Raw genomic sequence first — 23795 nt, 5'->3', positions numbered from 1 at the left:
CCCGGTGAACGTAGGTTGAGTGGTCTAGTCAGGTCAATCCTTGTGCGAAGGATTGGGTGTTGGACGTCTCGCCGGCCAGGTGCTCAACCCGTCCGCTGCGCCTAACGGCCCGGCACCCACCGGTACACCAGCTCCGGTCGCCCCACCTGCCCGTAGACCGGCTTGCGTTCGGCCCGGCCCGCCTCCACCAGATGCTCCAGATACCGCCGGGCCGTGATCCGGGAGATCCCCACCGCCTCGGCGACCCCCGCCGCCGTCAGCCCCTCGCCGGCGTCCCGCACCGCGCCGGTCACCCGCTCCAGCGTCGGCGCGCTCAGCCCCTTCGGCAGCGCCGCCGGCCCCGGCGCACGCAGCGCGCCCAGCGCCCGGTCGACCTCGTCCTGCCCGCTCGCCTCGCCGACGGCCGCGTGGAACTCGGCATAGCGCACCAGCCGGTCCCGCAGTGTGGCGAACGTGAAGGGCTTCAGCACGTACTGCACGACCCCCAGCGACACCCCCTCGCGCACCACCGCCAGATCGCGTGCCGACGTCACCGCGATCACGTCCGCGTGATGCCCCGCCGCCCTGAGCGAGCGCGCCAGTTGCAGCCCGTGCACATCCGGCAGGTGCAGGTCGAGCAGCAGCAGGTCCACCGGCGTCCGCTCCAGCGCGCGGCGCGCCTCCGCACCGGTGTGCGCCTTGCCGACCGCGACGAACCCCGGCACCCGCCCGACGTACATCATGTGCGCGTCCGCCGCCACCGGGTCGTCCTCCACGACCAGGACGCGAATCGCCTGCTCGGCCGCCGCCGTCATACGTCACCTCTCGAAACCGCCGCGCCCTGGGAGGCGGCGCTGTCCGCGGGCCCGGAGCCGTCGAGGGAAGCGGAGCCGCCACCCGAGCCGGTGCGCTCGCCCGAGCCCGAGCTTGATGCCGTGCCCTCTGTGGCGCTCCCGCCCGCCCCGTCCACCAACGGCATCCGCACCTCGAACACCGCCCCGCCGCCGTCGGCCTCCGCCACCGCCAGCACACCCTGGTGCCGGCTCACGGCCTGCCGGACCAGCGCCAGCCCCAGCCCCCGGCCGCCCGGCCCGGCCGGCTTCGTGGAGAACCCGCGCTGGAACACCGTCTCACCGAGCGCGGGATCCACCCCGGCGCCGGTGTCCGACACCCGGAGCACCAGTTCGCCGCCCTCGGCGTACGCCGTCACCGTCACCCGTGCCCCCACGCTTCCCTGTGCCGCGTCCACCGCGTTGTCGATCAGGTTGCCCAGTATGGTCACCAGGTCCCGGGCGGGCAGGGTGTCCGGCAGCAGACCGTCGTCGAGCCGGCTGTCCTCCGACACGACGAGCTCCACGCCCCGCTCGTTGGCCTGTGCCGTCTTGCCCAGCAGCAGCGCCGCCAGCACAGGCTCGCTGACCGCGGCGACGACCTGGTCGGTCAGCGCCTGCGCCAGCTCCAGCTCGGCGGTCGCGAACTCCACCGCCTCCTCGGCACGGCCCAGTTCGATCAGCGAGACCACCGTGTGGAGCCGGTTCGCCGCCTCGTGCGCCTGGGACCGCAGCGCCTGGGTGAAGCCCCGCTCGGAGTCCAGCTCGCCCATCAGGGACTGGAGTTCGGTGACGTCCCGCAACGTCACCACCGTGCCGCGCCGCTCACCGCCCGACACCGGCGAGGTGTTCACCACCAGCACCCGCTCCGCCGTCAGATACACCTCGTCCACCCGGGGCCCGGACGCCAGCAGCGCCCCGGTCAGCGGGGCCGGCAGCCCGAGCTCCGCGACCGACCGCCCCACCACGTCACCGGCCACGCCGAGCAGCTCCCGCCCGCCGTCGTTGATCAACGCCACCCGGAACTGCCCGTCCAGCATCAGCAGCCCCTCACGCACCGCGTGCAACGCCGCCTGGTGGTAGTCGTGCATCCGGCTCAGCTCGGCCGCGTTCATGCCATGGGTGTGCCTGCGCAGCCGGGCGTTGATGACGTACGTGCCGATCGCGCCCAGCGTGAGCGCGCCCGCCGCCACCCCGATCAGGGCCGTCAGCTGGTCCTGCACCCGTGCGCTGATGGCCTCGACGCGGATGCCCGCGCTGACCAGCCCCACGATGTGGGCCGGATCCCGACCCCCGTCGTAGATCGGCACGACCGCCCGCACGGACGGCCCGAGCGTGCCGGTGTACGTCTCGGTGAACGGCTCCCCGCGCAGGGCGCGCTCGGTGTGGCCGCGGAAGTGCTGGCCGATCTGCTCCTCGTCGGGGTGCGTCCAGCGGATGCCCTTGGTGTTCATGATCGTGACGAAGTCGACCTCGGCGTCGTGCTGGACACGCAGCGCGTACGGCTGCAGTTCGGCCGTCGGGTCGGGGGTGCGGATCGCCTCCCGCACGGACGGGGCGTCGGCGATCGACTGGGCCACGGCCTTGGCCTGACGCCCGGCGGCGTCCTCGGCCTGCCCGGTGTCACTGAGGTAGGTGAACACCGCGTACCCGGCGACGAGCACCGCTATCAGCACAGCCTGCATGGCAAAGAGCTGAGCCGCCAGGCTGCGGGGTCTCGGGACGGGGATACGCATGTCGTCAGTCTGCCCCATGGCTGATTTTGACTGCTCCCCCGACGAACGAGGGGATTCCTGGCTCAGGCAGCCTGCTGGAACGGCGCTCCAGGAGGTCTTCCGCCATCGGCACCAGCCGGGTTCAGACCAGCCCGGACGAGCATCACGTGGGCGGAGTTCTTGTCCCTGGGGGACACGGCTCCGCAGGCGGTGCAGGTGTAGGTACGTTCTGAAAGAGGAAGTGCGTGCTTGGCTCTCGCTCCGCACGACGCGCAGTCCATGGTGGTGTGCGCGGGGTCTACGAGACGGACGTCCCGCCCATGCTTGCGGCCCATCTCCAGCAGGGCCTTCTTCGTGGCGCTGATCGCGGCGTCGGCGGCCTTGCGGGCCATGGTGGACTTGGCGAGGAACTTCGGGCGAAAGTCCTCCACCGCGATGGCGTCGTGGTCGGTCACGACCTTCTTCGCCCACTTGCGACTGGTGTCCTGCCGCTGTCGAGCGATCTTTTGGTACGTCTTCGCCCGCAGCCTCTTCGCCTTCCGGTAGCCGTTGGAGGCCGGCTCGCCCTTCTTCGGCTTGCGGCGGGCCATCATCCGGTCATACCTGGAGAGCTTCTTCCTCGCCTTCTTGCCGTGTTCGGCGTGCGGAAGATCGTGGGTGTCCGACGTGGTGGTCGCGGTCTCCTTCACGCCCCAGTCGACGCCGATCACCGCGCCGGTCTCAGGGAGCAGCTGGACTTCGGCGGGGACGACGAACGAGGCGTACCAGTGCCCGACGCTGTCGCGGTACACACGCACCGAGGAGGGCTCGGCGGGCAGCTCCCGCGACCACACCACCGACACGACGATGCAGCCCGCGAGGTGCAGGCGCCCGTCCCTGAGCCGGAAGCCGCGGCGCGTGTAGTTCAGGCTGGGTTCGGCCTCGTTCTTCTTCTTGAATCCCGGCATTCCGGCCCGCTGCCGTACGGGCAGTCCGTCCTTGATGTCCTTGAGCGCCTTCGCACGGCACCTGCCGAAGTCACGGATGAGCTGCTGTTGCGGAACCGAGGACCTCTCGGCCAGCCAGGGCGTGACGGCACGGGCCTCGGTCAGCATCCGATCCAACCGGGCCGGGCCGCACTCCTCCCCGTCGATGTGGGCCTTCTTGGAGCGCGCCACGCATTCGTTCCACACCCAACGGCACCGGTCCCACTCCGCGAGCAGGCCCGACAGGGCGGTGGACGACATACGCAGCCGGTACGTGTACCGCACATGTCCGATCCCGCCCGCCTCACTCGCCGCCATCCGCCGTCGCCCCCCTCCGTCGCCCGGCTCTCCCTGCTGAGACCGTACGTACGACACCCATTCATGTGTGCCAAACGCGATCACATCCACCCCGGTCGGTGAATGTGGGTACATGCGTTCGCTTCAAGGTCTTCCCGAAGGCGCTGGTGAACTAAATGAACGGAAGGGTGACCGCCCTCACACCGCGGGAGATAGTCACCGCATCGCTGAAATACGACCCCGTTCCCCCGGGGCTCGGCAGCCGATCAGCGACCCCCCACCCCGGACGTGAGCCGCACGCCGGTGACAAAACCGACGAAGACGTCAAGGAGGGCAGCCGTGGCCGCCGCCAGTTCCCCCGATACGGCACCTGCCGCACCCGTCGCCAAACGGGACCGCACGCACTATCTCTACATCGCGGTGATCATCGCGGTCGCCCTCGGTATCACCGTGGGCCTCGCCGCTCCCGACTTCGCGGTCGAGCTGAAGCCCATCGGTACCGGCTTCGTCGCCCTGATCAAGATGATGATCTCGCCGATCATCTTCTGCACGATCGTCCTGGGCATCGGCTCGGTACGCAAGGCCGCCAAGGTCGGCGCCGTGGGCGGTATCGCCCTGGTCTACTTCCTCGCGATGTCGCTGGTCGCGCTCGCCATCGGCCTCGTGGTCGGCAACATCCTGGAGCCGGGCACCGGCCTCGCCGTCACGGACGCCATCAAGGACGCCGGGCACGCGCAGGTCGACGCCGAGGCCAAGGACACCACCGAGTTCCTGCTCGGCATCATCCCGACCACGATCGTCTCGGCCTTCACCTCGGAGTCCGTCCTCCAGACGCTGCTCGTCGCCCTGCTCGCCGGCTTCGCGCTCCAGGCCATGGGCAACGCCGGTGAGCCGATCCTGCGCGGTGTGCAGCACATCCAGCGGCTCGTCTTCCGCATCCTCGCCATGGTCATGTGGGCCGCGCCGATCGGTGCCTTCGGTGCCATCGCCGCCGTCACCGGTTCCGCCGGCCTGGACGCGCTGAAGAGCCTCGCGGTGCTGATGCTCGGCTTCTACGTCACCTGCTTCCTCTTCGTCTTCATCGTGCTCGGCGCGCTGCTGCGGATCGTCGCGGGCCTGAACATCCTCACGTTCTTCAAGTACCTGGGCCGTGAGTTCCTGCTGATCCTGTCGACCTCCTCCTCCGAGTCGGCGCTGCCGCGCCTCATCGCGAAGATGGAGCACCTGGGCGTCAGTAAGCCCGTCGTCGGCATCACCGTCCCGACCGGCTACTCCTTCAACCTCGACGGCACCATGATCTACATGACCATGGCGTCCCTGTTCATCGCCGACGCCATGGGTACGCCGATGTCGATCGGCGAGCAGATCCCGCTGCTGCTCTTCCTGCTGGTCGCCTCCAAGGGCGCCGCGGGTGTCACCGGTGCCGGCCTCGCGACCCTGGCCGGTGGCCTCCAGTCGCACAAGCCCGCGCTGGTGGACGGCATCGGCCTCATCGTCGGCATCGACCGCTTCATGAGCGAGGCCCGCGCCCTGACGAACTTCGCGGGCAACGCCGTCGCCACGGTGCTGATCGGCACCTGGACGAAGGAGATCGACCGCGGTCGGGTCGACCAGGTCCTCGCGGGCGAGATCCCGTTCGACGAGAAGACCCTCCTGGACGACCACGACGCCGAGCCGGCCGGGGTGCCTGAGCAGGGCGGCGAGAAGGAACTCGCCAAGGCGTAACCGCTCCGCAGGGAGAGCCGGAAAAGCGGCTCGGGGGTGCTGCGGTCCGTCCGTGGCCGGTCGCGCAGTTCCCCGCGCCCCTGAGGGGCTTGCAGCCCCCTCCCTCCTCCGGACGTCCGGCCCCGCCTGAACCGGGGCCGGGCGTCCGGCCGTATGCGCCGGGCGGCTGAGTTGTCCCCCGTCACTCAGCCGCCCGGTCAAGCGTTTCCCGGGCTCTCGCCGCCCCCGCAAATCACTGACCGTCGGCGGGTGTCAACCGACCGGCGCGGCCGCGTCGTTCAGCAGTTCCAGCTCCTGTGCGTCCAGCGCCAGGTCGGCCGCGGCCGCCGAGTCCCGGATCGTCTCCGGGCGGCTCGCCCCCGGAATCGGGATCGCTGCCGGGGACCGCGCCAGCAGCCAGGCCAGGGCCACCCGCTGCGGGCTGACACCGTGCGCCCGCGCCACTTCATGGAAGGCGCCCGGCCGGGCGGCCGTCGGCTGCGAGGGCCCGTCGAGCGAGCTGCGCGAGATGCCGCCGAGCGGGCTCCACGGCAGGAACGCGAGCCCGAGTTCCGCGCACAGGCGGAGCTCGGCCTCGCTGTCCCGTACGGCGGGCGAGTAGCGGTTCTGCACCGACACCAGCCGGTCGCCGAGGATGCGGTGGGCGGCGCGGATCTGGTCTGCGTCCGTGTTGGAGACGCCGGCCAGGCGGATCTTGCCCTCGTCGAGCAGCTCGCGCAGCGCGCCGACCGACTCCTCGAACGGCACGGCGGGGTCGGGCTTGTGCAGCTGGTAGAGCCCGATCGCCTCGACGCCGAGCCGCCGCAGTGACGCCTCGGCGGCGGACTTCAGCCGGCGCGGGTCGCCGTCCACGGTCCAGCCGCCGTCGGCGGGTCGGCCGCGACCGCCCTTGGTGGCCACGAGCACGCCGTCGGTGTCGCCGCCGTACGCGGCCAGCGCGCGGGCGACGAGGAGTTCGTTGTGCCCCGGCTCGGCGCCCGGCAGATGGTACGAGTCCGCCGTGTCCAGCAGTGTCACGCCGGAGTCGAGTGCGGCGTGCACGGTGGCCAGGGCGCGCGGTTCGTCGGGGCGGCCCTCGATGGAAAGCGGCATCGCGCCGAGGCCGATCGCGCTCACGCGCAGGGGGCCGAGCGTGCGGTGGCGCATGTCAGCCGCCGTCCTTTCCGAGGGTCTCGGCGAGGGCCTTCGGGAGCCACTGCCGGGCGTGCGTGAAGCGGAAACCGAGCCGGGTGGCGCGGGAGTTGTCCATGCCGTAGGCGCGGGCGAAGGAGAAGGGGGAGACCTCGCCGACCTCGACGGGCCGCAGGACGGTCCGGCCGTCCGGGTGGTGCGCGGCGATCTCGGCGCACAGTTCCTCGGTGGTGAGCAGCCCGTGCGAGGCGGCGTTGACCGGGCCGGTGAAGTCCTGGCCCACGGCCCAGAACAGGAAGTCGGCGATCTCCTCGACATGGATGTACGTCGCCGGATGGTTCACCACCGGCACGGCGATCGGCGTCCCGGCGCGGATCCGGCTCGCGTAGTGCTCCACGCGGCCCGTGAAGTCGTCGTCCCCGCCCAGCACATGGGCGACCCGCACCGCCGTGAACGGGAACCCGGGACCGGCGGTGAACACGGCCTCCGCCTGCCGCTTGCCCTCGCCGTAGTGGGTGTCGAGGAACTCCGGGTCGTCCCAGGGGAGTCCGAGGTCGACGGGTACGGCCGCCGGGTCCACGTCCGTCTCGCGCACGGGGGCGATCGAGTCCTCGTACTCGTACACCTCCACCGTCGACGTCAGCACATAGCGACGGGTGCGGCCGGCGAACACCCGGCGGGCGATCGACGCCTGGCGCGGGGTGTAGCAGACCTGGTCGACCACGGCGTCGAAGGTCCGTGAACCCAGCGCCGCCGTCAGGGACTTCTCGTCGTCCCGGTCGGCGACGAGGTGGACCGCGCCGGGCGGCGGCGCCGACGATCCGCGATTGAGGACCGTCACCCGGTCCCCGGCGGCCAGCAGCCGGGCGATCAGCCGCTTGCCGAAATAGCGGCTGCCGCCGATGACGAGTACCTCTCGTGCCTTTACCTCTCGCGCCTTTCGCATGACCATGATTCTCCCGGCCTCACACCGCGTTCTGAAGGGGAAGACATGGGAGATCCGGCCACCGCGCCAAAAGAACCTCGGCATCTGCGTCCGTCCGCCGTCGAAACATCGGTGGCCTTCGACGTCCTGGACCGGCAGATCCTCGAACTGCTCCAGACCGACGGCCGGATCAAGCTCAGCGAGCTGGGCCGGCGGGTGCGGCTCAGCCCGGCGGCCGTCACCGAGCGGGTGCGGCGACTGGAGGCGGCGGGCGCGATCACGGGGTACGGCGCGCGGATCGCCCCCGCCCGGCTCGGCTACGGCATCCAGGCCTTCATCCGGGTCAACCCGCACGGCGGCTACACCCTGCGCCACCCCCGCACCCTGGAGCTGATCGACCGCCCGGAGATCGTCGAGGTCCACCACGTCGTCGGGGAGGACTGCTGGATCCTGAAGGTCGCCGTCGAGGACACCGTCCACCTGGAGGAGATCCTCGAACAGACCTCGGCGCTGGGCCGCACGACCACATCGATCGTGCTGTCCTCGCCGCTGCCGGGAAAGCCGCTCCTGCCGCGGTTGCCCTGACGTCGGCGTCAAGGATTACGTTCGTACGCATGCGAATCGGCGAGCTGGCCGCGCGGGCCGGGACCACGACGCGCACCTTGCGCTACTACGAGTCGCGGGGACTGCTGCCCGCGCGCCGCGGCGGCAACGGCTATCGGACCTACGACGAGGCCGATCTGAAGCTGCTGCGGCAGATCAGGACGTTGCAGGACTTCGGGTTCGACCTGGAGGAGACCCGGCCCTTCGTGGAGTGTCTGCGGGCCGGGCACCCCGAGGGCGACTCGTGTCCCGCCTCGCTCGAGGTCTACCGGCGCAAGCTCGGCGAACTCGACGAGCTGATCGGCGAGCTGCGGGCCGTGCGGGCCAAGATCGGCCTGCGGCTGTCGATGGCCGAGGGGGAACCACCGTTGTGCGAACTGGGAGGGCAGGAGCTGTGATCAGGGCGGCGGGCGTGGCAGAGGTGACGGACGCGGACTTCGAGACGGAGGTGATCGGGGCGGAGCTGCCGGTGCTGGTGGAGTTCACCGCGGACTGGTGCCCGCCCTGCCGGCAGATGGGGCCGGTGCTCACGGCCCTGGCCGCGGAGGAGGGGCAGCGGCTGAAGGTGGTGCAGCTGGACGTGGACACCAACCCGGACACCACCAACGCGTACAAGGTGCTGTCGATGCCGACCTTCATGGTCTTCCGCGCCGGTGAACCGGTGAAGTCGATGGTGGGCGCACGGCCCAAGCGGCGGCTTCTGGAGGAGCTCGCCGACGTGCTGTGATTCCGTCCCGAACACAAGAAACCCCCCGGGCAATTGCGCCCGGGGGATTTCTTTGCGTATATTCAATGGTTCGCGACTTCGCGTGAATTCGGTCGCGGTGAAGTTCACTGAGCACAGTATATCCGGGCGGGAGCAGAATTGTCAAACACCGAATTTCAAGACGGTGAAATGCGACGCGAGCAGGAATTCATCGACGACCTGTACGCGCGCGTGGACGCGCTGCGCGGTGACACCGAGGACTCCGTCACGGACGCGCTCGCCCAGGGCAACACGCCCATGCAGGCACGGCTGGAGCGGGACATCCTGGTCGCCGAGCGCTCGGGGCTGCTCGCCGCGCTGAACGCCGTGGACGGCTCGCTCTGCTTCGGCCGGATCGACCTCTCCTCCGGCACCACCCACCACATCGGCCGTATCGGCCTGCGCACCGACGACGCCGAGCGCACGCCGATCCTTGTCGACTGGCGGGCCGACGTCGCCCGGCCCTTCTACCTGGCCACCGGCCACACCCCGATGGGCCTCAGGCGCCGGCGGCACATCACCACCGGCGGCCGTACGGTCACCGCCCTGCACGACGAGATCCTCGACCTCGGCGACCGGGAGCGCACCGGCCACGAGGACCCGACCGGCGACGCGGTCCTGCTCGCCGCGCTGAACACCGCGCGCACCGGCCGGATGAACGACATCGTGCAGACCATCCAGGCCGAGCAGGACGAGATCATCCGGGCGCCGCACCGCGGGGTGCTGGTCGTGGAGGGCGGTCCGGGCACCGGCAAGACGGCCGTCGCCCTGCACCGCGCGGCCTACCTCCTCTACGAACACCGGGAACTGCTCGCCAAGCGGGCGGTCCTGATCGTCGGCCCCAACCCCGCCTTCCTCGGCTACATCGGCGAGGTCCTGCCCGCGCTGGGCGAGACGGGCGTGCTGCTGGCCACCGTCGGCGAACTGTTCCCCGGCGTGCGGGCGACCGCGACCGACACCCGGGAGGCGGCCGCGGTGAAGGGGCGCGCCGACATGGCGGACGTGCTCGCCGAGGTCGTACTGGACTGGCAGGCGCTGCCCGACCCGGTGATCGCCATCGAGCACGACCGCGAGATCCTCATGCTCGACGACGGCCTGGTGAAGGTGGCGCGCGAGAAGGCCCGCGCGGCGCGGCTGCCGCACAACGCGGCACGCGAGCACTTCGAGGGCCACATCCTCAACACCCTCACCGAGCTGTACGCCGAGCGGGTCGGGACCGACCCCTTCGACGGTACGAATCTGCTGGACCCGAGCGACATCACGCAGATCCGTGACGACATCGCCGAGAACCCGGAGGTCTGGGCCGCCATCGACCAGCTGTGGCCGCGGCTGACCCCGCAGCGACTGGTCGCGGACTTCCTCGCCGACCCCGTGGGCTACCTCCCCGACGAGGACGTCGCCGCGATCCGCCGGCCCGTGACCCGGGCGTGGACGGTGTCGGACGTACCGCTGCTCGACGAGGCCGCCGAACTGCTCGGCGAGGACGACAGGCTGCGGCGGGCGCTGGCCGAGCGGGAGCGGGAGACACAGGTCGCCTACGCACAGGGCGTGCTGGACGTCTCGTACGCCTCGCGCACCTACGAGTTCGAGGACAAGGAAGAGGAGGACTCCGAGGTCCTGTCCGCGCACGACATCATCGACGCCGAGCGGTTCGCCGAGCGCCACGAGGAGGACGACCACCGCAGCGCCGCCGAGCGCGCGGCGGCCGACCGGACCTGGGCGTTCGGGCACATCATCGTCGACGAGGCGCAGGAGCTGTCGCCGATGGCGTGGCGGCTGCTGATGCGGCGCAGCCCGACCCGCTCGATGACCCTGGTCGGCGACCCGGCCCAGACGGCGGAGGCGGCGGGCGTCGGCTCGTGGCGGAAGATCCTCCAGCCGTACGTCGAGGACCGCTGGGAGCACACCCGCCTGGGCGTCAACTACCGCACGCCCGCCGAGATCATGGACCTCGCGGCGGCGGTCGTCAGGGCGGAGAACCCGGACTTCGAACCGCCCAGTTCCGTACGGTCCACCGGTGTACGTCCCTGGGTGCGCGCCACCGACGACCTGCCCGGCGCCGTTGCGAAGGCCGTCGAGGAGCTCACCCCGGCCGAGGGCCGGCTCGCGGTCATCGCCCCGCGCCACCTGCACCGGAAGCTGGCGGCCCACCTGGACGGCATCACGCCGGACACCGAGCCCGACCTGACCCGTGGCGTCGTACTCCTCGACCCCCGTCAGTCCAAGGGCCTGGAGTTCGACTCGGTACTGGTGGTGGAACCGGGCCTGTACGGCACGAGCGACCTGTACGTGGCGCTGACACGGGCGACACAGCGGTTGGGGGTGCTGCACACGGGGCGCCTGCCGCAGGCGCTGGCCGAGGGCGCGTCGGAGTGACGGCAGGGCTTCGCCCGCGCCGTGGCAGGTGAGGTGGGCTGCGCGACCAGCCGCCGCGGGGGGCTGGTCGCGCAGTTCCCCGCGCCCCTGCGGGGCGCTGCCGTCTAGGCCGGCCGCAGCCAGACCGTCGCCAGTGGCGGCAACGTCAGGCGGATGCTCGCCGGGCGGCCGTGCCAGTTCTGGGGTTCCGGCTTGATCGGGTCCGGGTTGGTGACGTCGCCGCCGCCGTACTTCGCCGCGTCGCTGTTCACCGCCTCGTGCCAGGCCGGCACATCGTCCGGGACACCGAGCCGGTACTCGTCGCGCACGACCGGCGACATGTTCGACACCGCCAGCAGCGGCACACCCTCCGCGTCGTAACGCAGGAACGCGAACACGTTGTCGTCGGCGGCGTCACCCACCACCCACTCGAAGCCCGACGGATCGGTGTCGCGCTGCCACAGCGCCGGCGTATGGCGGTAGACCGTGTTGAGATCGCGGATCAGGTCCCGCACCCCGCGATGGTCGGGCTCCGCCCCGTACGCCGGGTCCAGCAGCCACCAGTCCGGCCCGTGCGCCTCCGACCACTCGGCGCCCTGTGCGAACTCCTGCCCCATGAACAGCAGTTGCTTGCCCGGGTGCGCCCACATGAAGCCCAGGTAGGCACGGTGGTTGGCCCGCTGCTGCCACCAGTCGCCCGGCATCTTCGACACCAGCGACCGCTTGCCGTGCACGACCTCGTCGTGGGAGATGGGCAGCACGTAGTTCTCGCTGTACGCGTACACCATCGAGAACGTCATCTCGTTGTGGTGGTACCTGCGGTGCACCGGCTCCTTGGCCATGTACTCCAGCGAGTCGTGCATCCAGCCCATGTTCCACTTCAGGCCGAACCCCAGGCCCCCGAACCCACCGGGCCCCGACACATGCGTCGGACGCGTCACGCCGTCCCAGGCCGTCGACTCCTCCGCGATCGTCACGACCCCCGGCACCCGCCGGTACACCGTCGCGTTCATCTCCTGGAGGAACGCCACCGCGTCGAGGTTCTCCCGCCCGCCGTGCTCGTTCGGCACCCACTGGCCCGGCTCGCGCGAGTAGTCCAGGTAGAGCATGGACGCCACTGCGTCCACCCGGAGCCCGTCGATGTGGAACTCCTCGCACCAGTACAGGGCGTTGGCGACCAGGAAGTTGCGCACCTCCCGCCGCCCGAAGTCGAACTCCAGCGTGCCCCAGTCGGGATGCGCCGAACGCAGCGGATCCTCGTGCTCGTACAGCGGACGCCCGTCGAACTCGGCCAGCGCCCAGTCGTCGCGCGGGAAGTGCGCCGGCACCCAGTCCATCAGCACGCCGATCCCGGCCCGGTGCAGGGCGTCGACCAGGTACTTGAAGTCGTCGGGCGTGCCGAGGCGGGCCGTGGGCGCGTAGAAGCCGGTGACCTGGTAGCCCCAGGAGCCGCCGAAGGGGTGCTCGGCCACCGGCATCAGCTCGACATGGGTGAAGCCCAGGTCCTTGACGTACGCGGGGAGCTGCTCCGCGAGCTGGCGGTACGTCAGCCCCGGCCGCCAGGACGCCAGGTGGACCTCGTACACCGAGAACGGCGCCTCGTGCACCGGCACCGAACCGCGCCGCTCCAGCCACGCCGCGTCGCCCCACTCGTGCTGGGAGGCGTACACGATGGAGGACGTGTTCGGCGGGGCCTCCGTCCGGCGGGCCATCGGGTCGGCGCGCAGCGTCTTCGAGCCGTCGGGCCGGGTGATCTCGAACTTGTACAGCTCGCCCTCGCCGATGCCGGGCACGAACAGCTCCCAGACACCGGTGCCGCCGAGCGAGCGCATCGGATAGCCCGTGCCGTCCCAGAAGTTGAACGTGCCGGCCAGGGACACACCGCGCGCGTTCGGTGCCCACACCGTGAAGCGGGTGCCGGTCACGCCCTGGTGCGTCATCGGCTCGGCGCCGAGCGCCCGCCACAGCTCCTCGTGCCGGCCCTCGCCGATCAGATGCAGATCGAGCTCGCCGAGCGCGGGCAGGAAGCGGTACGCGTCCTCGGTGTCCTGCACGGACCCCTCGTACGCCACGAGGAGCCGGTAGCCGGCCGGGACCTCCCGCAGCGGGAGCAGCCCGGAGAAGAACCCCTCCCCGTCGTCGTGCAGTTCGGCCCGCAGGTTCCCCACGACGACGGTCACCGACAGGGCGAACGGCCGGAAGGCGCGGAAGGCGACACCGCCGGGCACCGGATGCGCGCCGAGGACGGAGTGCGGGGCGTGGTGGGTGCCGGTGAGCAGACGATCGCGGTCGACGGCGTCGAGGGCCGGGGAGACGGCGACCTCCACGGGCGGGGCCGGCTTCGGGACCGCCTTCTGCGCGGGGATCTTCTTCTGCGCCGCCTTCTGCGCGGGGATCTTCTTGGCGGCCTTCTTCGGAGCGGCTGCCTTGGCCGGCGTGCTCTTCGCGGCCGTGCCCTTCGCCGCCGTGGTCTTGGCGGTCGCCTTCTTCGTCACCGCCTTCTTGGCGACGGCCTTCTTCGCCGTGGCCTTCTTGGCGGCCGGCTTCTGCACCTCGGCCTTCTTCGCCTCGGTCTTCTTCCCGGCGGCCTTCTTCGCGGCGGTCTTCTTCTGCCCGGCCGCCTTCGCCGTGACCTTCTTCGCCGTCCCCTTCCTCACGGCCTCCGCGGCCTCGGCGGCCCTGGTCGTCGCCCTTTTGGCGACGCTCGTCTTCTCGACCGGCTGCGCGGCCGTGCTCTCGGCTTCCGAACCGCCGGCGGGAGTGGTGCGGGGGGTCACGGGCGGGGCCTCCTAGGCGAAGGTGGGGATGAGGGGCTGAGGGAAGAGGGCGGGGCGCCGGAGTCGGCGGCGAGCCGGCCTATGGCGGCCAGCGGCACCGGGAGCCAGTCGGGGCGGTGACGGGCCTCGTAGACGACCTCGTAGATCGCCTTGTCGGTCTCGTACGCCCGCAGCAGCACCGGATCGGTCCGCGGATCGGCGCCGCTGACCTGCGCGTACCCGGAGCAGTACGCGGCCCGGCAGGCCTCGGCCCAGCCCGGCACCGGCAGGTCGGCGGAGTGGGCCGCGTAGTCGAAGGAGCGCAGCATGCCCGCCACGTCCCGCACCGGCGGCTGCGGCATCCGCCGTTCGGCCAGCGGCTTCGACGGCTCGCCCTCGAAGTCGATCAGCCACCAACGGCCGCCCGGCGAGCGCAGGCACTGCCCGAGGTGCAGATCGCCGTGGATGCGCTGGGCGGTCCAGGTGCAGCCCTCGGCGGCGAGAGCGGCCAGCGCCTCGAACGCGGAGCGCAGCGCGGGCGCGTACGGCCGCAGCGCCGGCACCGCCTGCGCGGCCGCCTCCAGCCGCTCGACCATGCCGTCCACCAGCTGCTGCACCTGCGCGTGCCCGAGGGTCACCGTCGGCAGCGTGCGGGCGAGAGCGGTGTGCACCTCGGCGGTCGCGCGCCCCAGCGCCCGTGCCTCGGCGGCGAAGTCCTCGCCCTTGGCCAGCTCCCGCAGCGCCAGCTCCCAGCCGTCCGCCGCGCCCTGCACGAAGGGCTGGAGCACGCCGAGTACGTACGACTCACCGGCCAGCTCCGAGCGGAACCACGCCGTCGGCGCGGGCACCCGGTCGCAGTCCTCGCGGGCCAGCGCGAGCGGCAGTTCCAGGTCGGGATTGACGCCGGGCACGATCCGGCGGAGCAGCTTCAGGATGAACGTATCGCCGTATACGACCGACGAGTTGGACTGTTCCGAGGTGACCAGGCGCGGCACCAGGCCGGACCGGATCTCCTGGTCGCCGTCCCGTTCGAAGCGCAGCGCGCCGATCCGGGCCCCGGTGCGCAGGGCCTCCAGGAGCAGTTCGGCGGGGCGGGCGTCGCACAGGGCGTCGTACACCGTGCGTCCGGCGAGCGGGCCCTCGGCCACGTGCCCGATCAGCGCGGGCGCGAGCCGTGGCGGCAGTGCCTCGCGGTCCCCTATGAGGAGCTGGTAGCAGTCGGCGGGCTGCTCGGGCGCGCCCGGCACCGGCGCGAGCGGCTGGTGGGCGCGCACCAGCAGGTGGTTCAGGCCCAGCTTGCCGCCGGGCGGCAGCAGTTCGGTGGCGGCGACCAGCGAGAACCCGGTGACCGGACGCCCCTTGCCCGCGAACCAGCGCTGTCGTGGCAGCCACTCCCGTAGCAGCGGATCAAGTGACGCAAGGAGGCCGGGCGAAGTGGTGACGGTACGTGTGACGGCTTCCGACATGGCGTCGCGTCCTTTCCCCGGGGGGTCGGGGTGTTACTTCTGCGTGCCCCGGGCGGGGCGGTGGAAACCGCCCCGCCGGGCTCTCAGGCGGCGTCCTTGCGCAGCCGGAACCAGTAGAAGCCGTGGCCCCCGAGGGTCAGCAAGTACGGGAGCTCACCGATGGCCGGGAATCGCACCCCGCCGAACAGCTCGACGGGATGTCGGCCGCCGAACGGTCGCAGATCCAGTTCCGTCGGCTGCGCGAACCGCGAGAAGTTGTGGACGCACAGCACCAGGTCGTCCTCGTACTCGCGCAGGAAGGCGAGGACCGCCGGGTTCGACGACTGGAGTTCGGTGTAGGTGCCGAGCCCGAACGCCGGGTTCTGCTTGCGGATCTCGATCATGCGGCGGGTCCAGTGCAGCAGCGAGGACGGCGACGCCATGGACGCCTCGACGTTCGTCACCTGGTAGCCGTGGACCGGGTCCATGATCGTCGGCAGATACAGCCGTCCCGGATCACAGGAGGAGAATCCCGCGTTGCGGTCCGGGGTCCACTGCATGGGGGTGCGGACGGCGTCGCGGTCGCCGAGCCAGATGTTGTCGCCCATGCCGATCTCGTCGCCGTAGTACAGGATCGGCGAGCCGGGCAGCGACAGCAGCAGCGCGGTGAACAGTTCGATCTGGTTGCGGTCGTTGTCCAGCAGGGGCGCCAGCCTGCGCCGGATGCCGATGTTGGCGCGCATGCGGGGGTCCTTGGCGTATTCCGCCCACATGTAGTCGCGTTCCTCGTCGGTGACCATTTCGAGGGTCAGCTCGTCGTGGTTGCGCAGGAAGATGCCCCACTGGCAGCTGGAGGGGATGGCCGGCGTCTTGGCGAGGATTTCCGAGACGGGGTAGCGGGATTCCCGCCGTACCGCCATGAAGATGCGCGGCATGACCGGGAAATGAAACGCCATGTGGCATTCGTCGCCGCCGCTGCTGTAGTCGCCGAAGTAGTCGACGACGTCCTCCGGCCACTGATTGGCCTCCGCCAGCAGCACCGTGTCCGGGTAGTGCGCGTCGATCTCCTTGCGCACCCGCTTCAGGAGCTCGTGCGTTGCCGGAAGGTTTTCGCAGTTCGTGCCCTCCTCCGCGTACAGATAGGGCACGGCGTCCAGGCGGAAGCCGTCGATCCCCAGGTCCAGCCAGAACTTCAGCGCCGAGAGGATCTCCTCCACCACGGCCGGGTTCTCGTAGTTGAGGTCCGGTTGGTGGGAGAAGAAGCGGTGGAAGTAGTACTGCTTGCGGACCGGGTCGAAGGTCCAGTTGGAGGCCTCGGTGTCGACGAAGATGATGCGGGCGTCGGAGTACGCCTTGTCGTCGTCGGCCCAGACGTAGTAGTCGCCGTAGGGTCCTTCGGGGTCCTTTCTGGATTCCTGGAACCACGGGTGCTGGTCGCTGGTGTGGTTCATGACGAAGTCGATGATGACCCGCATGCCGCGCTGGTGGGCGGAGTCCACGAAGTCCACGAAGTCGGCGAGGTCGCCGAATTCGGGGAGGACGGCGGTGTAGTCGGAGACGTCGTAGCCGCCGTCGCGGAGGGGTGATTTGAAGAAGGGCGGCAGCCACAGGCAGTCGACGCCGAGCCATTGCAGGTAGTCGAGTTTGGCGGTCAGGCCTTTGAGGTCGCCGACGCCGTCGCCGTTGCTGTCCTGGAAGGAGCGGACCAGGACCTCGTAGAAGACGGCGCGTTTGAACCAGTCGGGGTCACGATCCTTGGCTGGGGTGTCCTCGAAGGTGTCCTGAACGGGCTCGTTGACGATCATTTTGTGGGTGACCCTCCGATCTGCGGGGTGGACGGTCGCAGGACGGTGAGGATGTGCGCGGGACGAGTGCCCGGTTCGAGACGCACGTAGTTCGCCCTGCCCCAGTGATAGGTCTCACCGGTGAGCTCGTCGCGCACCGGCACCGACTCGTGCCAGTCCAGGCCGAGTTGCGGCATGTCCAACGAGACCGTGGCCTCCTGGGTGTGGTGGGGGTCGAGGTTGACGACCACCAGAACCGTGTTCGAACCGCTTCGCTTCGAGTACACGATCACCGCGTCCTGGTCCGCGTGGTGGAAGTGGAGGTCACGCAACTGCCGCAGGGCCGGATTCTCGCGTCGGACGGCGTTGAGGCGGGTGAGCAGGGGGGTGATGGTGCGGCCTTCGCGTTCGGCCGCTGTCCAGTCGCGGGGGCGTAGCTGGTACTTCTCGGAGTGGAGGTATTCCTCGCTGCCCTTGCGCAGGGGTGTGTTCTCGCACAGTTCGTAGCCGCTGTAGATGCCCCAGGTGGGGGACAGGGTGGCGGCGAGGACGGCGCGCAGCTCGAAGGCGGGACGGCCGCCCTGCTGGAGGAACTCGTGCAGGATGTCGGGGGTGTTGGCGAAGAAGTTCGGCCGCATGTAGGCGGCGGCCTCGCCGGACAGCTCGGTCAGGTACTCGGTGAGTTCCTGCTTGCTGTTGCGCCAGGTGAAGTACGTGTACGACTGCTGGAAGCCGATCTGGGCCAGGGTGTGCATCATCGCCGGCCGGGTGAACGCCTCCGCCAGGAAGATCACGTCCGGGTCGGTGCGGCCCACGTCCGCGATCACCCTCTGCCAGAACACGACCGGCTTGGTGTGCGGGTTGTCGACCCGGAAGATCCGCACCCCGTGGTCCATCCAGTGGCGCAGCACCCGCAGCGTCTCGGCGATCAGACCGTCCATGTCCGCGTCGAACGCGATCGGGTAGATGTCCTGGTACTTCTTCGGCGGGTTCTCCGCATAGGCGATCGTGCCGTCCGGGCGGTGGTGGAACCACTCCGGATGCTTGTCCACCCACGGATGATCCGGTGAGCACTGCAGGGCGAAGTCGAGCGCGACCTCCAGGCCCAGTTCCCCCGCCCTGGCGACGAACCGGTCGAAGTCCTCGATCGTGCCCAGGTCCGGGTGGACGGCGTCGTGGCCGCCCTCGGGCGAACCGATCGCCCAGGGCACGCCGACGTCGTCGACGCCTGCGGACAGGGTGTTGTCGGGGCCCTTGCGGAAGGTCGTGCCGATCGGGTGGATCGGTGGGAGGTAGACGACGTCGAAGCCCATCGCCGCGATCCCCGGCAACCGACCGGCCGCGGTCTCGAAGGTGCCGTGCGGGCGCTCGGCCGTGCCCTCAGAGCGAGGGAAGAACTCGTACCAGGAGCCGTACAGGGCCCGCTCCCGCTCCACCAGCAGCGGCAGCGGATCCGACGCGGTCACCAGATCCCGCAACGGATAACGCCCCAGCACGGCATCGACCTCGGGCGTCAGCGAGGCCGCCAACCGCCATGCGGCCGGTCGGCTTTCGTCCCGCAGGGCCTCGACGGCCGCGAGGATCACGCGCCGCCCCTTGCCCTTGGGCACGGCCGCGGCGGCACGCTCGTACAGTCGCGCGCCCTCCTCCAGGACCAGGTCCGTGTCCATCCCGGCGGGGATCTTGATCTCGGCGTGGTGCCGCCAGGTGCCGATGGGGTCGCCCCACGCCTCCACGTGGTAGGTCCAGCGGCCCGGCTCGCCGGCGGTGACGTCGGCGCCCCAGCGGTCGGTGCCGGGGGCGAGTTCACGCATCGGGGTCCAGGGGCCCGGTCGGCCGTCCGGGTCGGTCAGTACGGCATTGGCGGCGACGGCGTCGTGTCCCTCGCGGAACACGGTCGCCGAGATCTCGAAGGTCTCGCCTGTGACCGCCTTCGCGGGCCTGCGCCCCCGCTGGACGAACGGGCGGACGTCGAGAACCGGTATGCGCCCGACACCGCCCGTCGCATCGGCCGTGGAGGGTCGCTCCGGAGCCGGCGGGCCGGGATCGGCGGCGGTGGTGCGGGGGACCGGGGGCGCTTCGGTGCGAGACGTCGGGGGTGTGGACGACTGGTGGTGCATGGCGGGCATGACCGCTCCTGTCCGCGTCAACGTTGGTGGGCGGATGGCTGTGGGGAGGTGGGTCCTGCGTGGTGACTTGTCGCTGTGCGGCTGGGCCGCGTGGGGTGCACGCCCGGGGGCGTACGGGTGGGGCGTACCGGAGGAGCCTTCCCACCCTATTCGTGTGGGCAATCCGGCACTTTGTTAACTACTCACGCGTATGTCTACGCACAAGACCGGCCCCGTTCGTGAGGAACGGGGCCGGTGTCCGCACTTCGCCGCGAAGTGGCCGCTACGAGCCCGGTACCTGCAAGAGTTTGTTCGGTGAGCCCAGCCCGCGGCCGGAGACCTTGCCGGAAGCGGCCCGTGCGACCAGCGCCTTGGAGACCTGTGCCGGGGACGCCTTGGGGTGGTCCGCCAGATACAGCGCGGCCACGCCCGCGACGTGGGGTGATGCCATCGACGTACCGGAGAAGGTGGCCCGGCCGGTGTCGCTCGCGTACGACGCTGAGGTGATCGACACGCCCGGGGCGAACACGTCCAGAACCGACCCGGTGTTGGAGAAGCCCGCCCGCGCGTCCTTCCTGTCGGTGGCGCCGACGGTGATGGCCTCGCGCACCGCCGCGGGGGAGTAGAGGCCGGCCGGCAGCCCGTCGTTGCCCGCCGCCACCGTGTAGGTGACACCGGCCGCGACGGAGTTGCGTACGGCGGCGTCCAACTGCGCGTTGCGGTTGCCGCCGAGGCTCACGTTGGCGACCGCCGGCTTCCTCGCGTGCCTGGTCACCCAGTCGATGCCCGCGATGACCTGGGCGGTCGTGCCGCCGCCGGCGTCGTCCAGCACGCGTACGGCCACGACCTTCGCCTTCTTGGCGACTCCGTACTGCTTGCCCGCGATGGTGCCGGCGACATGGGTGCCGTGGCCGTTGCCGTCGCCGGCGCTCCTGTCGTTGCCGACGAAGTCCCAGCCGTAACTCGCCCGGCCGCCGAAGTCCTTGTGCGAGACGCGGATGCCGGTGTCGATGACGTAGACCGTCACGCCGCCGCCCGCGGACTCGGGCCAGGTGTAGCTCTTGTCCAGCGGAAGATTGGCCTGATCGATGCGGTCGAGACCCCAGGACGGCGGGTTCTTCCGCGTGTGCTCCAAGGTCACCCGGGTGTCCTGGACGACGGAGGCGACCCGGGGGTCGGCAGCGAGCCGTTTGGCCTGTCTCTCGTCGGCCCGGACGGCGTAACCGTTGAGGACGGTGCCGTAGGTGTGGCTTATTTTCGCCCCGTACTTTTCGGCGAGGCTCTTTCCGGCCGCCGACGGAACTCTCGTTGCCCCCTTGAGTGTCACCACGTAACTGCCGCTGACGGAGCCGGGGTCCCCGGCGCCGAGTATCTGCCCCTCCGGTGCGGCGTGCGCGGGCATGGTGGTGGCCGAAAGCGCGACGACACAGGTCATCGCGGTCAGACCACCCGCCCGGCGCAGACGCCGCGTGCGCGTCCGTGCCATGGTGCGAGTTCCCCTCCTCGACTCGGCGCACGGCGGCCGGGAATCGCCGGGTGCACCAGGCGAGGCCGGTACGCCACTGTCACCCTCTCGTGAGGTGAGAAGTCGCCACAAGGACGCCTACGGGGGCGGAATCGGCCATATCGGCTATGGGGGATGTGTAAAGGTTGCGCTTGATTTCGGACGGAGGTACTCGGTCCGCTTCGCTCGGGCGTCGCAAAAACGCCCTGTGGTTACGAAGCCCCGCATACCGATACCGTCGGTGGCGATGACGGGACCCACACCGCCGTGTGTCCCCTGCCACGTGCTGCCCGAGGTGAACCGTGAAGGCGATCCGTCGATTCACCGTCCGACCTGTCCTCCCCGAACCCCTCCGGCCCCTCAGCGACCTGGCGCGCAATCTGCGCTGGTCCTGGCATGCGGAGACCCGTGACCTCTTCCAGTCCGTGGACCCCGAACGCTGGGCCGCCTCGGGCGACGACCCCGTGCGGCTGCTGGGCAGCGTCCCGCCCGCGCGGCTCGCGGAACTGGCGGAGGACCGCCGCTTCCTGCGCCGGCTGGCCGAGGTCGCCGGTGACCTCGACGACTACGTCACCGGTGGACGCTGGTACCAGGACCAGTCCGCCGAACTCCCTGCCGCCATCGCCTACTTCTCGCCCGAATTCGGCATCACGGCCGCCCTGCCGCAGTACTCCGGCGGCCTCGGCATCCTCGCCGGGGACCACCTCAAGGCGGCCAGCGACCTCGGCGTGCCGCTCATCGGCGTCGGGCTGCTGTACCGGCACGGCTACTTCCGCCAGACCCTGTCCCGGGACGGCTGGCAGCAGGAGCACTATCCCGTCCTGGACCCCAACGAACTGCCGCTGGTGCTCCTGAAGGAACCCGACGGCACCCCCGCCCAGGTCTCGCTCGCCCTGCCCGGCGGCCGGTCGCTGCACGCCCGCGTCTGGCTGGCCCAGGTCGGCCGGGTCCCGCTGCTGATGCTCGACTCCGACGTCGAGGAGAACGACCTCGGCGGACGCGGGGTGACCGACCGGCTCTACGGCGGCGGCAGCGAGCACCGGCTCCTCCAGGAGATGCTGCTGGGCATAGGAGGGGTACGGGCGGTGCGGGCGTACTGCCGGCTGACCGGCCACCCCGAGCCCGAGGTCTTCCACACCAACGAGGGACACGCCGGCTTCCTCGGTCTGGAGCGCATCGCGGAACTGGCCGCCGCGGGGCTGGACTTCGACCCCGCGCTGGAGGCCGTCCGCGCGGGCACGGTGTTCACCACCCACACCCCCGTCCCGGCCGGCATCGACCGCTTCGACCGCGAGCTGGTCGCCCACCACTTCGGCCCCGACGCCGAGCTCCCCGGCATCGACGTCGAGCGCATCCTCCGGCTCGGCATGGAGACCTACCCCGGCGGCGAGCCGAACCTGTTCAACATGGCCGTGATGGGCCTGCGCCTGGGCCAGCGGGCGAACGGCGTCTCGCTGCTGCACGGCAACGTCAGCCGCGAGATGTTCTCGGGCCTGTGGCCGGGGTTCGACCCGGACGAGGTGCCGATCACCTCGGTCACCAACGGCGTCCACGCCCCGACCTGGGTGGCCCCCGAGGTCTTCCGCCTGGGCGCCCGCCAGATCGGCGGCCGGCGCACCGAGGACGCGCTGACGGTGGGCGGCTCGGAACGCTGGGACGCGGTCGGGGAGATCCCGGACCAGGACATCCATGAGCTGCGGCGGGTGCTGCGCGAGCAACTGGTGACCGAGGTGCGGGAGCGGCTGCGCGCGTCCTGGCGCCAGCGGGGCGCAGGGACGGCCGAGCTGGGCTGGATCGACGGAGTCCTCGACCCCGACGTCCTCACGATCGGATTCGCGCGCCGGGTCCCGTCGTACAAGCGTCTGACGCTCATGCTCCGTGACCGCGACCGGCTGATGGACCTGCTCCTGCACCCCGAGCGGCCGATCCAGATCGTGGTGGCCGGCAAGGCGCACCCCGCGGACGACGGCGGGAAGCGGCTGGTGCAGGAACTCGTCCGGTTCACGGACGACCCCCGGGTGCGCCACCGCATCGTCTTCCTGCCCGACTACGGCATGGCGATGGCCCAGAAGCTCTACCCCGGCTGCGACATCTGGCTGAACAACCCGCTGCGCCCGCTGGAGGCGTGCGGCACCTCCGGGATGAAGGCGGCGCTGAACGGCTGTCTCAACCTGTCCGTCCTGGACGGCTGGTGGGACGAGTGGTTCCAGCCCGACTTCGGCTGGGCGATCCCCACGGCGGACGGCACCGGCACGGACCCGGACCGCCGCGACGACATAGAGGCCGCGGCGCTGTACGACCTGCTGGAACAACGCGTCACGCCCCGCTTCTACGAGCGCGGGGAGAGCGGCCTGCCCGACCGCTGGATCGAGATGGTCCGCCAGACCCTCACCCTGCTCGGCCCGAAGGTCCTGGCGGGCAGGATGGTCCGCGAGTACGTGGAGCGTCTCTACACGCCCGCAGCGCACGCCCACCGGGCGATGACGGCGGACGCGGCGCGTGAACTCGCCGTCTGGAAGGCCCGGGTGCGCTCCGCCTGGCACGACGTGAGCGTCGACCATGTGGAGACGTCCGTACCGACGGTGACCGCCACGGCCGAACTCGGCACGACCCTCACCCTCCGCGTCCGCGTCGGCCTCGGCGACCTCGCGCCGGACGACGTGGAGGTCCAGGTGGTCTCGGGCCGCGTCGACCCGGAGGACCACATCGCGGACGCGTCCACGGTGCCGCTGAAGCCGGTGGTCCCCCCCGACACCGACGGCCGCTGGACCTACGAGGGCCCCCTGTCCCTGGCCCGCACGGGCCCCTACGGCTACACCGTCCGCATCCTCCCGTCCCACCGCCTGCTGGCGTCGAGCGCGGAACTGGGCCTGGTGGCGGTGCCCGCCGAGGACCTGGGGGAGGGGGCGGGGGTTCTGATGCGGTGAC

16 protein-coding genes are annotated in these 23795 nt (G+C 70.8%); 6 read left to right on the top strand and 10 right to left on the bottom strand.

Annotation, left to right across the window (positions count from 1 at the left end; all coding sequences use genetic code 11):
• Positions 1-101: 101 nt before the first annotated feature.
• The 3 genes from CP983_RS13540 to CP983_RS13530 form a co-directional block, all read right to left on the bottom strand.
• Complete coding sequence (locus tag CP983_RS13540) at positions 102-794, bottom strand: response regulator (RefSeq protein WP_093747314.1); 693 nt, start codon at positions 792-794, stop codon at positions 102-104.
• A complete protein-coding gene (locus CP983_RS13535) occupies positions 791-2545 on the bottom strand; it encodes a sensor histidine kinase (protein WP_150499746.1) in 1755 nt (584 codons plus the stop codon). Before CP983_RS13535 ends, CP983_RS13540 begins: the two co-directional genes overlap by 4 nt.
• A 62-nt stretch (positions 2546-2607) precedes the next feature.
• The gene (locus tag CP983_RS13530) at positions 2608-3807 is read right to left on the bottom strand and encodes an RNA-guided endonuclease InsQ/TnpB family protein (RefSeq protein WP_150499745.1); all 1200 of its coding nucleotides are present in this window, start codon (positions 3805-3807) and stop codon (positions 2608-2610) included.
• Between the two features lie 318 nt (positions 3808-4125).
• Here CP983_RS13530 and CP983_RS13525 point away from each other — a divergent pair, with 318 nt between their 5' ends.
• Complete coding sequence (locus CP983_RS13525) at positions 4126-5511, top strand: cation:dicarboxylate symporter family transporter (RefSeq protein ID WP_150499744.1); 1386 nt, start codon at positions 4126-4128, stop codon at positions 5509-5511.
• Between the two features lie 252 nt (positions 5512-5763).
• Here the strand turns inward: CP983_RS13525 and CP983_RS13520 are convergent, their stop codons facing one another.
• Both CP983_RS13520 and CP983_RS13515 read right to left on the bottom strand, forming a co-directional pair.
• Positions 5764-6657 (bottom strand): aldo/keto reductase, encoded by an 894-nt coding sequence (locus CP983_RS13520; protein WP_150499743.1) that lies wholly within the window; start codon positions 6655-6657, stop codon positions 5764-5766.
• Between the two features lies 1 nt (position 6658).
• Positions 6659-7588, bottom strand: a complete 930-nt coding sequence (locus CP983_RS13515; RefSeq protein WP_150499742.1) for an NAD-dependent epimerase/dehydratase family protein — start codon at positions 7586-7588, stop codon at positions 6659-6661.
• Between the two features lie 45 nt (positions 7589-7633).
• Between CP983_RS13515 and CP983_RS13510 the strand changes: the two genes are divergently transcribed.
• From CP983_RS13510 to CP983_RS13495, 4 genes are all read left to right on the top strand, one after another.
• Positions 7634-8152: an Lrp/AsnC family transcriptional regulator gene (locus CP983_RS13510; protein WP_189748866.1), complete on the top strand. Its 519-nt coding sequence runs from the start codon at positions 7634-7636 to the stop codon at positions 8150-8152.
• A gap of 29 nt (positions 8153-8181) precedes the next feature.
• The gene (locus tag CP983_RS13505) at positions 8182-8568 is read left to right on the top strand and encodes a MerR family transcriptional regulator (RefSeq protein ID WP_125528147.1); all 387 of its coding nucleotides are present in this window, start codon (positions 8182-8184) and stop codon (positions 8566-8568) included.
• Positions 8569-8582: 14 nt separating this feature from the next.
• On the top strand, positions 8583-8897 hold the full coding sequence (locus tag CP983_RS13500; RefSeq protein WP_107905173.1) for a thioredoxin family protein: 315 nt from the start codon (positions 8583-8585) through the stop codon (positions 8895-8897).
• Between the two features lie 168 nt (positions 8898-9065).
• Positions 9066-11291, top strand: coding sequence for a HelD family protein (locus CP983_RS13495; RefSeq protein WP_150499741.1), 2226 nt, complete (start codon positions 9066-9068; stop codon positions 11289-11291).
• Between the two features lie 104 nt (positions 11292-11395).
• On the opposite strand, the gene glgB is transcribed toward CP983_RS13495, so the two are convergent.
• The 5 genes from glgB to CP983_RS13470 all read right to left on the bottom strand — a co-directional run bounded on the left by glgB (position 11396) and on the right by CP983_RS13470 (position 20849).
• A complete protein-coding gene (gene glgB / locus CP983_RS13490) occupies positions 11396-14047 on the bottom strand; it encodes a 1,4-alpha-glucan branching enzyme (protein ID WP_150499740.1) in 2652 nt (883 codons plus the stop codon).
• On the bottom strand, positions 14044-15492 hold the full coding sequence (locus CP983_RS13485) for a maltokinase N-terminal cap-like domain-containing protein (RefSeq protein ID WP_150499739.1): 1449 nt from the start codon (positions 15490-15492) through the stop codon (positions 14044-14046). The genes glgB and CP983_RS13485 overlap by 4 nt, the downstream gene beginning before the upstream one ends.
• Positions 15493-15575: 83 nt before the next feature.
• The gene (treS, locus tag CP983_RS13480) at positions 15576-17276 is read right to left on the bottom strand and encodes a maltose alpha-D-glucosyltransferase (RefSeq protein ID WP_150499738.1); all 1701 of its coding nucleotides are present in this window, start codon (positions 17274-17276) and stop codon (positions 15576-15578) included.
• Complete coding sequence (locus CP983_RS13475; protein ID WP_150499737.1) at positions 17273-19384, bottom strand: alpha-1,4-glucan--maltose-1-phosphate maltosyltransferase; 2112 nt, start codon at positions 19382-19384, stop codon at positions 17273-17275. Before CP983_RS13475 ends, treS begins: the two co-directional genes overlap by 4 nt.
• 262 nt (positions 19385-19646) lie before the next feature.
• Entirely contained in the window at positions 19647-20849 is a 1203-nt protein-coding gene (locus tag CP983_RS13470; RefSeq protein ID WP_150499736.1) for a S8 family peptidase, read from the bottom strand.
• Between the two features lie 320 nt (positions 20850-21169).
• On the opposite strand from CP983_RS13470, the gene CP983_RS13465 reads away from it, so the two are divergent.
• Entirely contained in the window at positions 21170-23794 is a 2625-nt protein-coding gene (locus CP983_RS13465; protein ID WP_150499735.1) for a glycosyltransferase family 1 protein, read from the top strand.
• The last annotated feature ends 1 nt before the right edge of the window (position 23795 follow it).

Origin of the sequence: Streptomyces chartreusis (genome assembly GCF_008704715.1) — a bacterium.
GTDB classification, from domain to species: domain Bacteria; phylum Actinomycetota; class Actinomycetes; order Streptomycetales; family Streptomycetaceae; genus Streptomyces; species Streptomyces chartreusis.
This window is presented reverse-complemented; position numbering and strand designations above follow the sequence as displayed.

What these genes read in the sequence shown, in the direction of transcription:
- CP983_RS13485 (WP_150499739.1), bottom strand. Translation starts at nt 15,492, where the DNA reads ATGTCGGAAGCCGTCACACGTACCGTCACCACTTCGCCCGGCCTCCTT.
- CP983_RS13540 (WP_093747314.1), bottom strand. Translation starts at nt 794, where the DNA reads ATGACGGCGGCGGCCGAGCAGGCGATTCGCGTCCTGGTCGTGGAGGAC.
- CP983_RS13470 (WP_150499736.1), bottom strand. Translation starts at nt 20,849, where the DNA reads ATGGCACGGACGCGCACGCGGCGTCTGCGCCGGGCGGGTGGTCTGACC.
- CP983_RS13495 (WP_150499741.1), top strand. Translation starts at nt 9,066, where the DNA reads ATGCGACGCGAGCAGGAATTCATCGACGACCTGTACGCGCGCGTGGAC.
- treS (WP_150499738.1), bottom strand. Translation starts at nt 17,276, where the DNA reads ATGATCGTCAACGAGCCCGTTCAGGACACCTTCGAGGACACCCCAGCC.
- CP983_RS13535 (WP_150499746.1), bottom strand. Translation starts at nt 2,545, where the DNA reads ATGCGTATCCCCGTCCCGAGACCCCGCAGCCTGGCGGCTCAGCTCTTT.
- CP983_RS13515 (WP_150499742.1), bottom strand. Translation starts at nt 7,588, where the DNA reads ATGCGAAAGGCGCGAGAGGTAAAGGCACGAGAGGTACTCGTCATCGGC.
- CP983_RS13530 (WP_150499745.1), bottom strand. Translation starts at nt 3,807, where the DNA reads ATGGCGGCGAGTGAGGCGGGCGGGATCGGACATGTGCGGTACACGTAC.
- CP983_RS13505 (WP_125528147.1), top strand. Translation starts at nt 8,182, where the DNA reads ATGCGAATCGGCGAGCTGGCCGCGCGGGCCGGGACCACGACGCGCACC.
- CP983_RS13475 (WP_150499737.1), bottom strand. Translation starts at nt 19,384, where the DNA reads ATGCCCGCCATGCACCACCAGTCGTCCACACCCCCGACGTCTCGCACC.
- CP983_RS13510 (WP_189748866.1), top strand. Translation starts at nt 7,634, where the DNA reads ATGGGAGATCCGGCCACCGCGCCAAAAGAACCTCGGCATCTGCGTCCG.
- CP983_RS13520 (WP_150499743.1), bottom strand. Translation starts at nt 6,657, where the DNA reads ATGCGCCACCGCACGCTCGGCCCCCTGCGCGTGAGCGCGATCGGCCTC.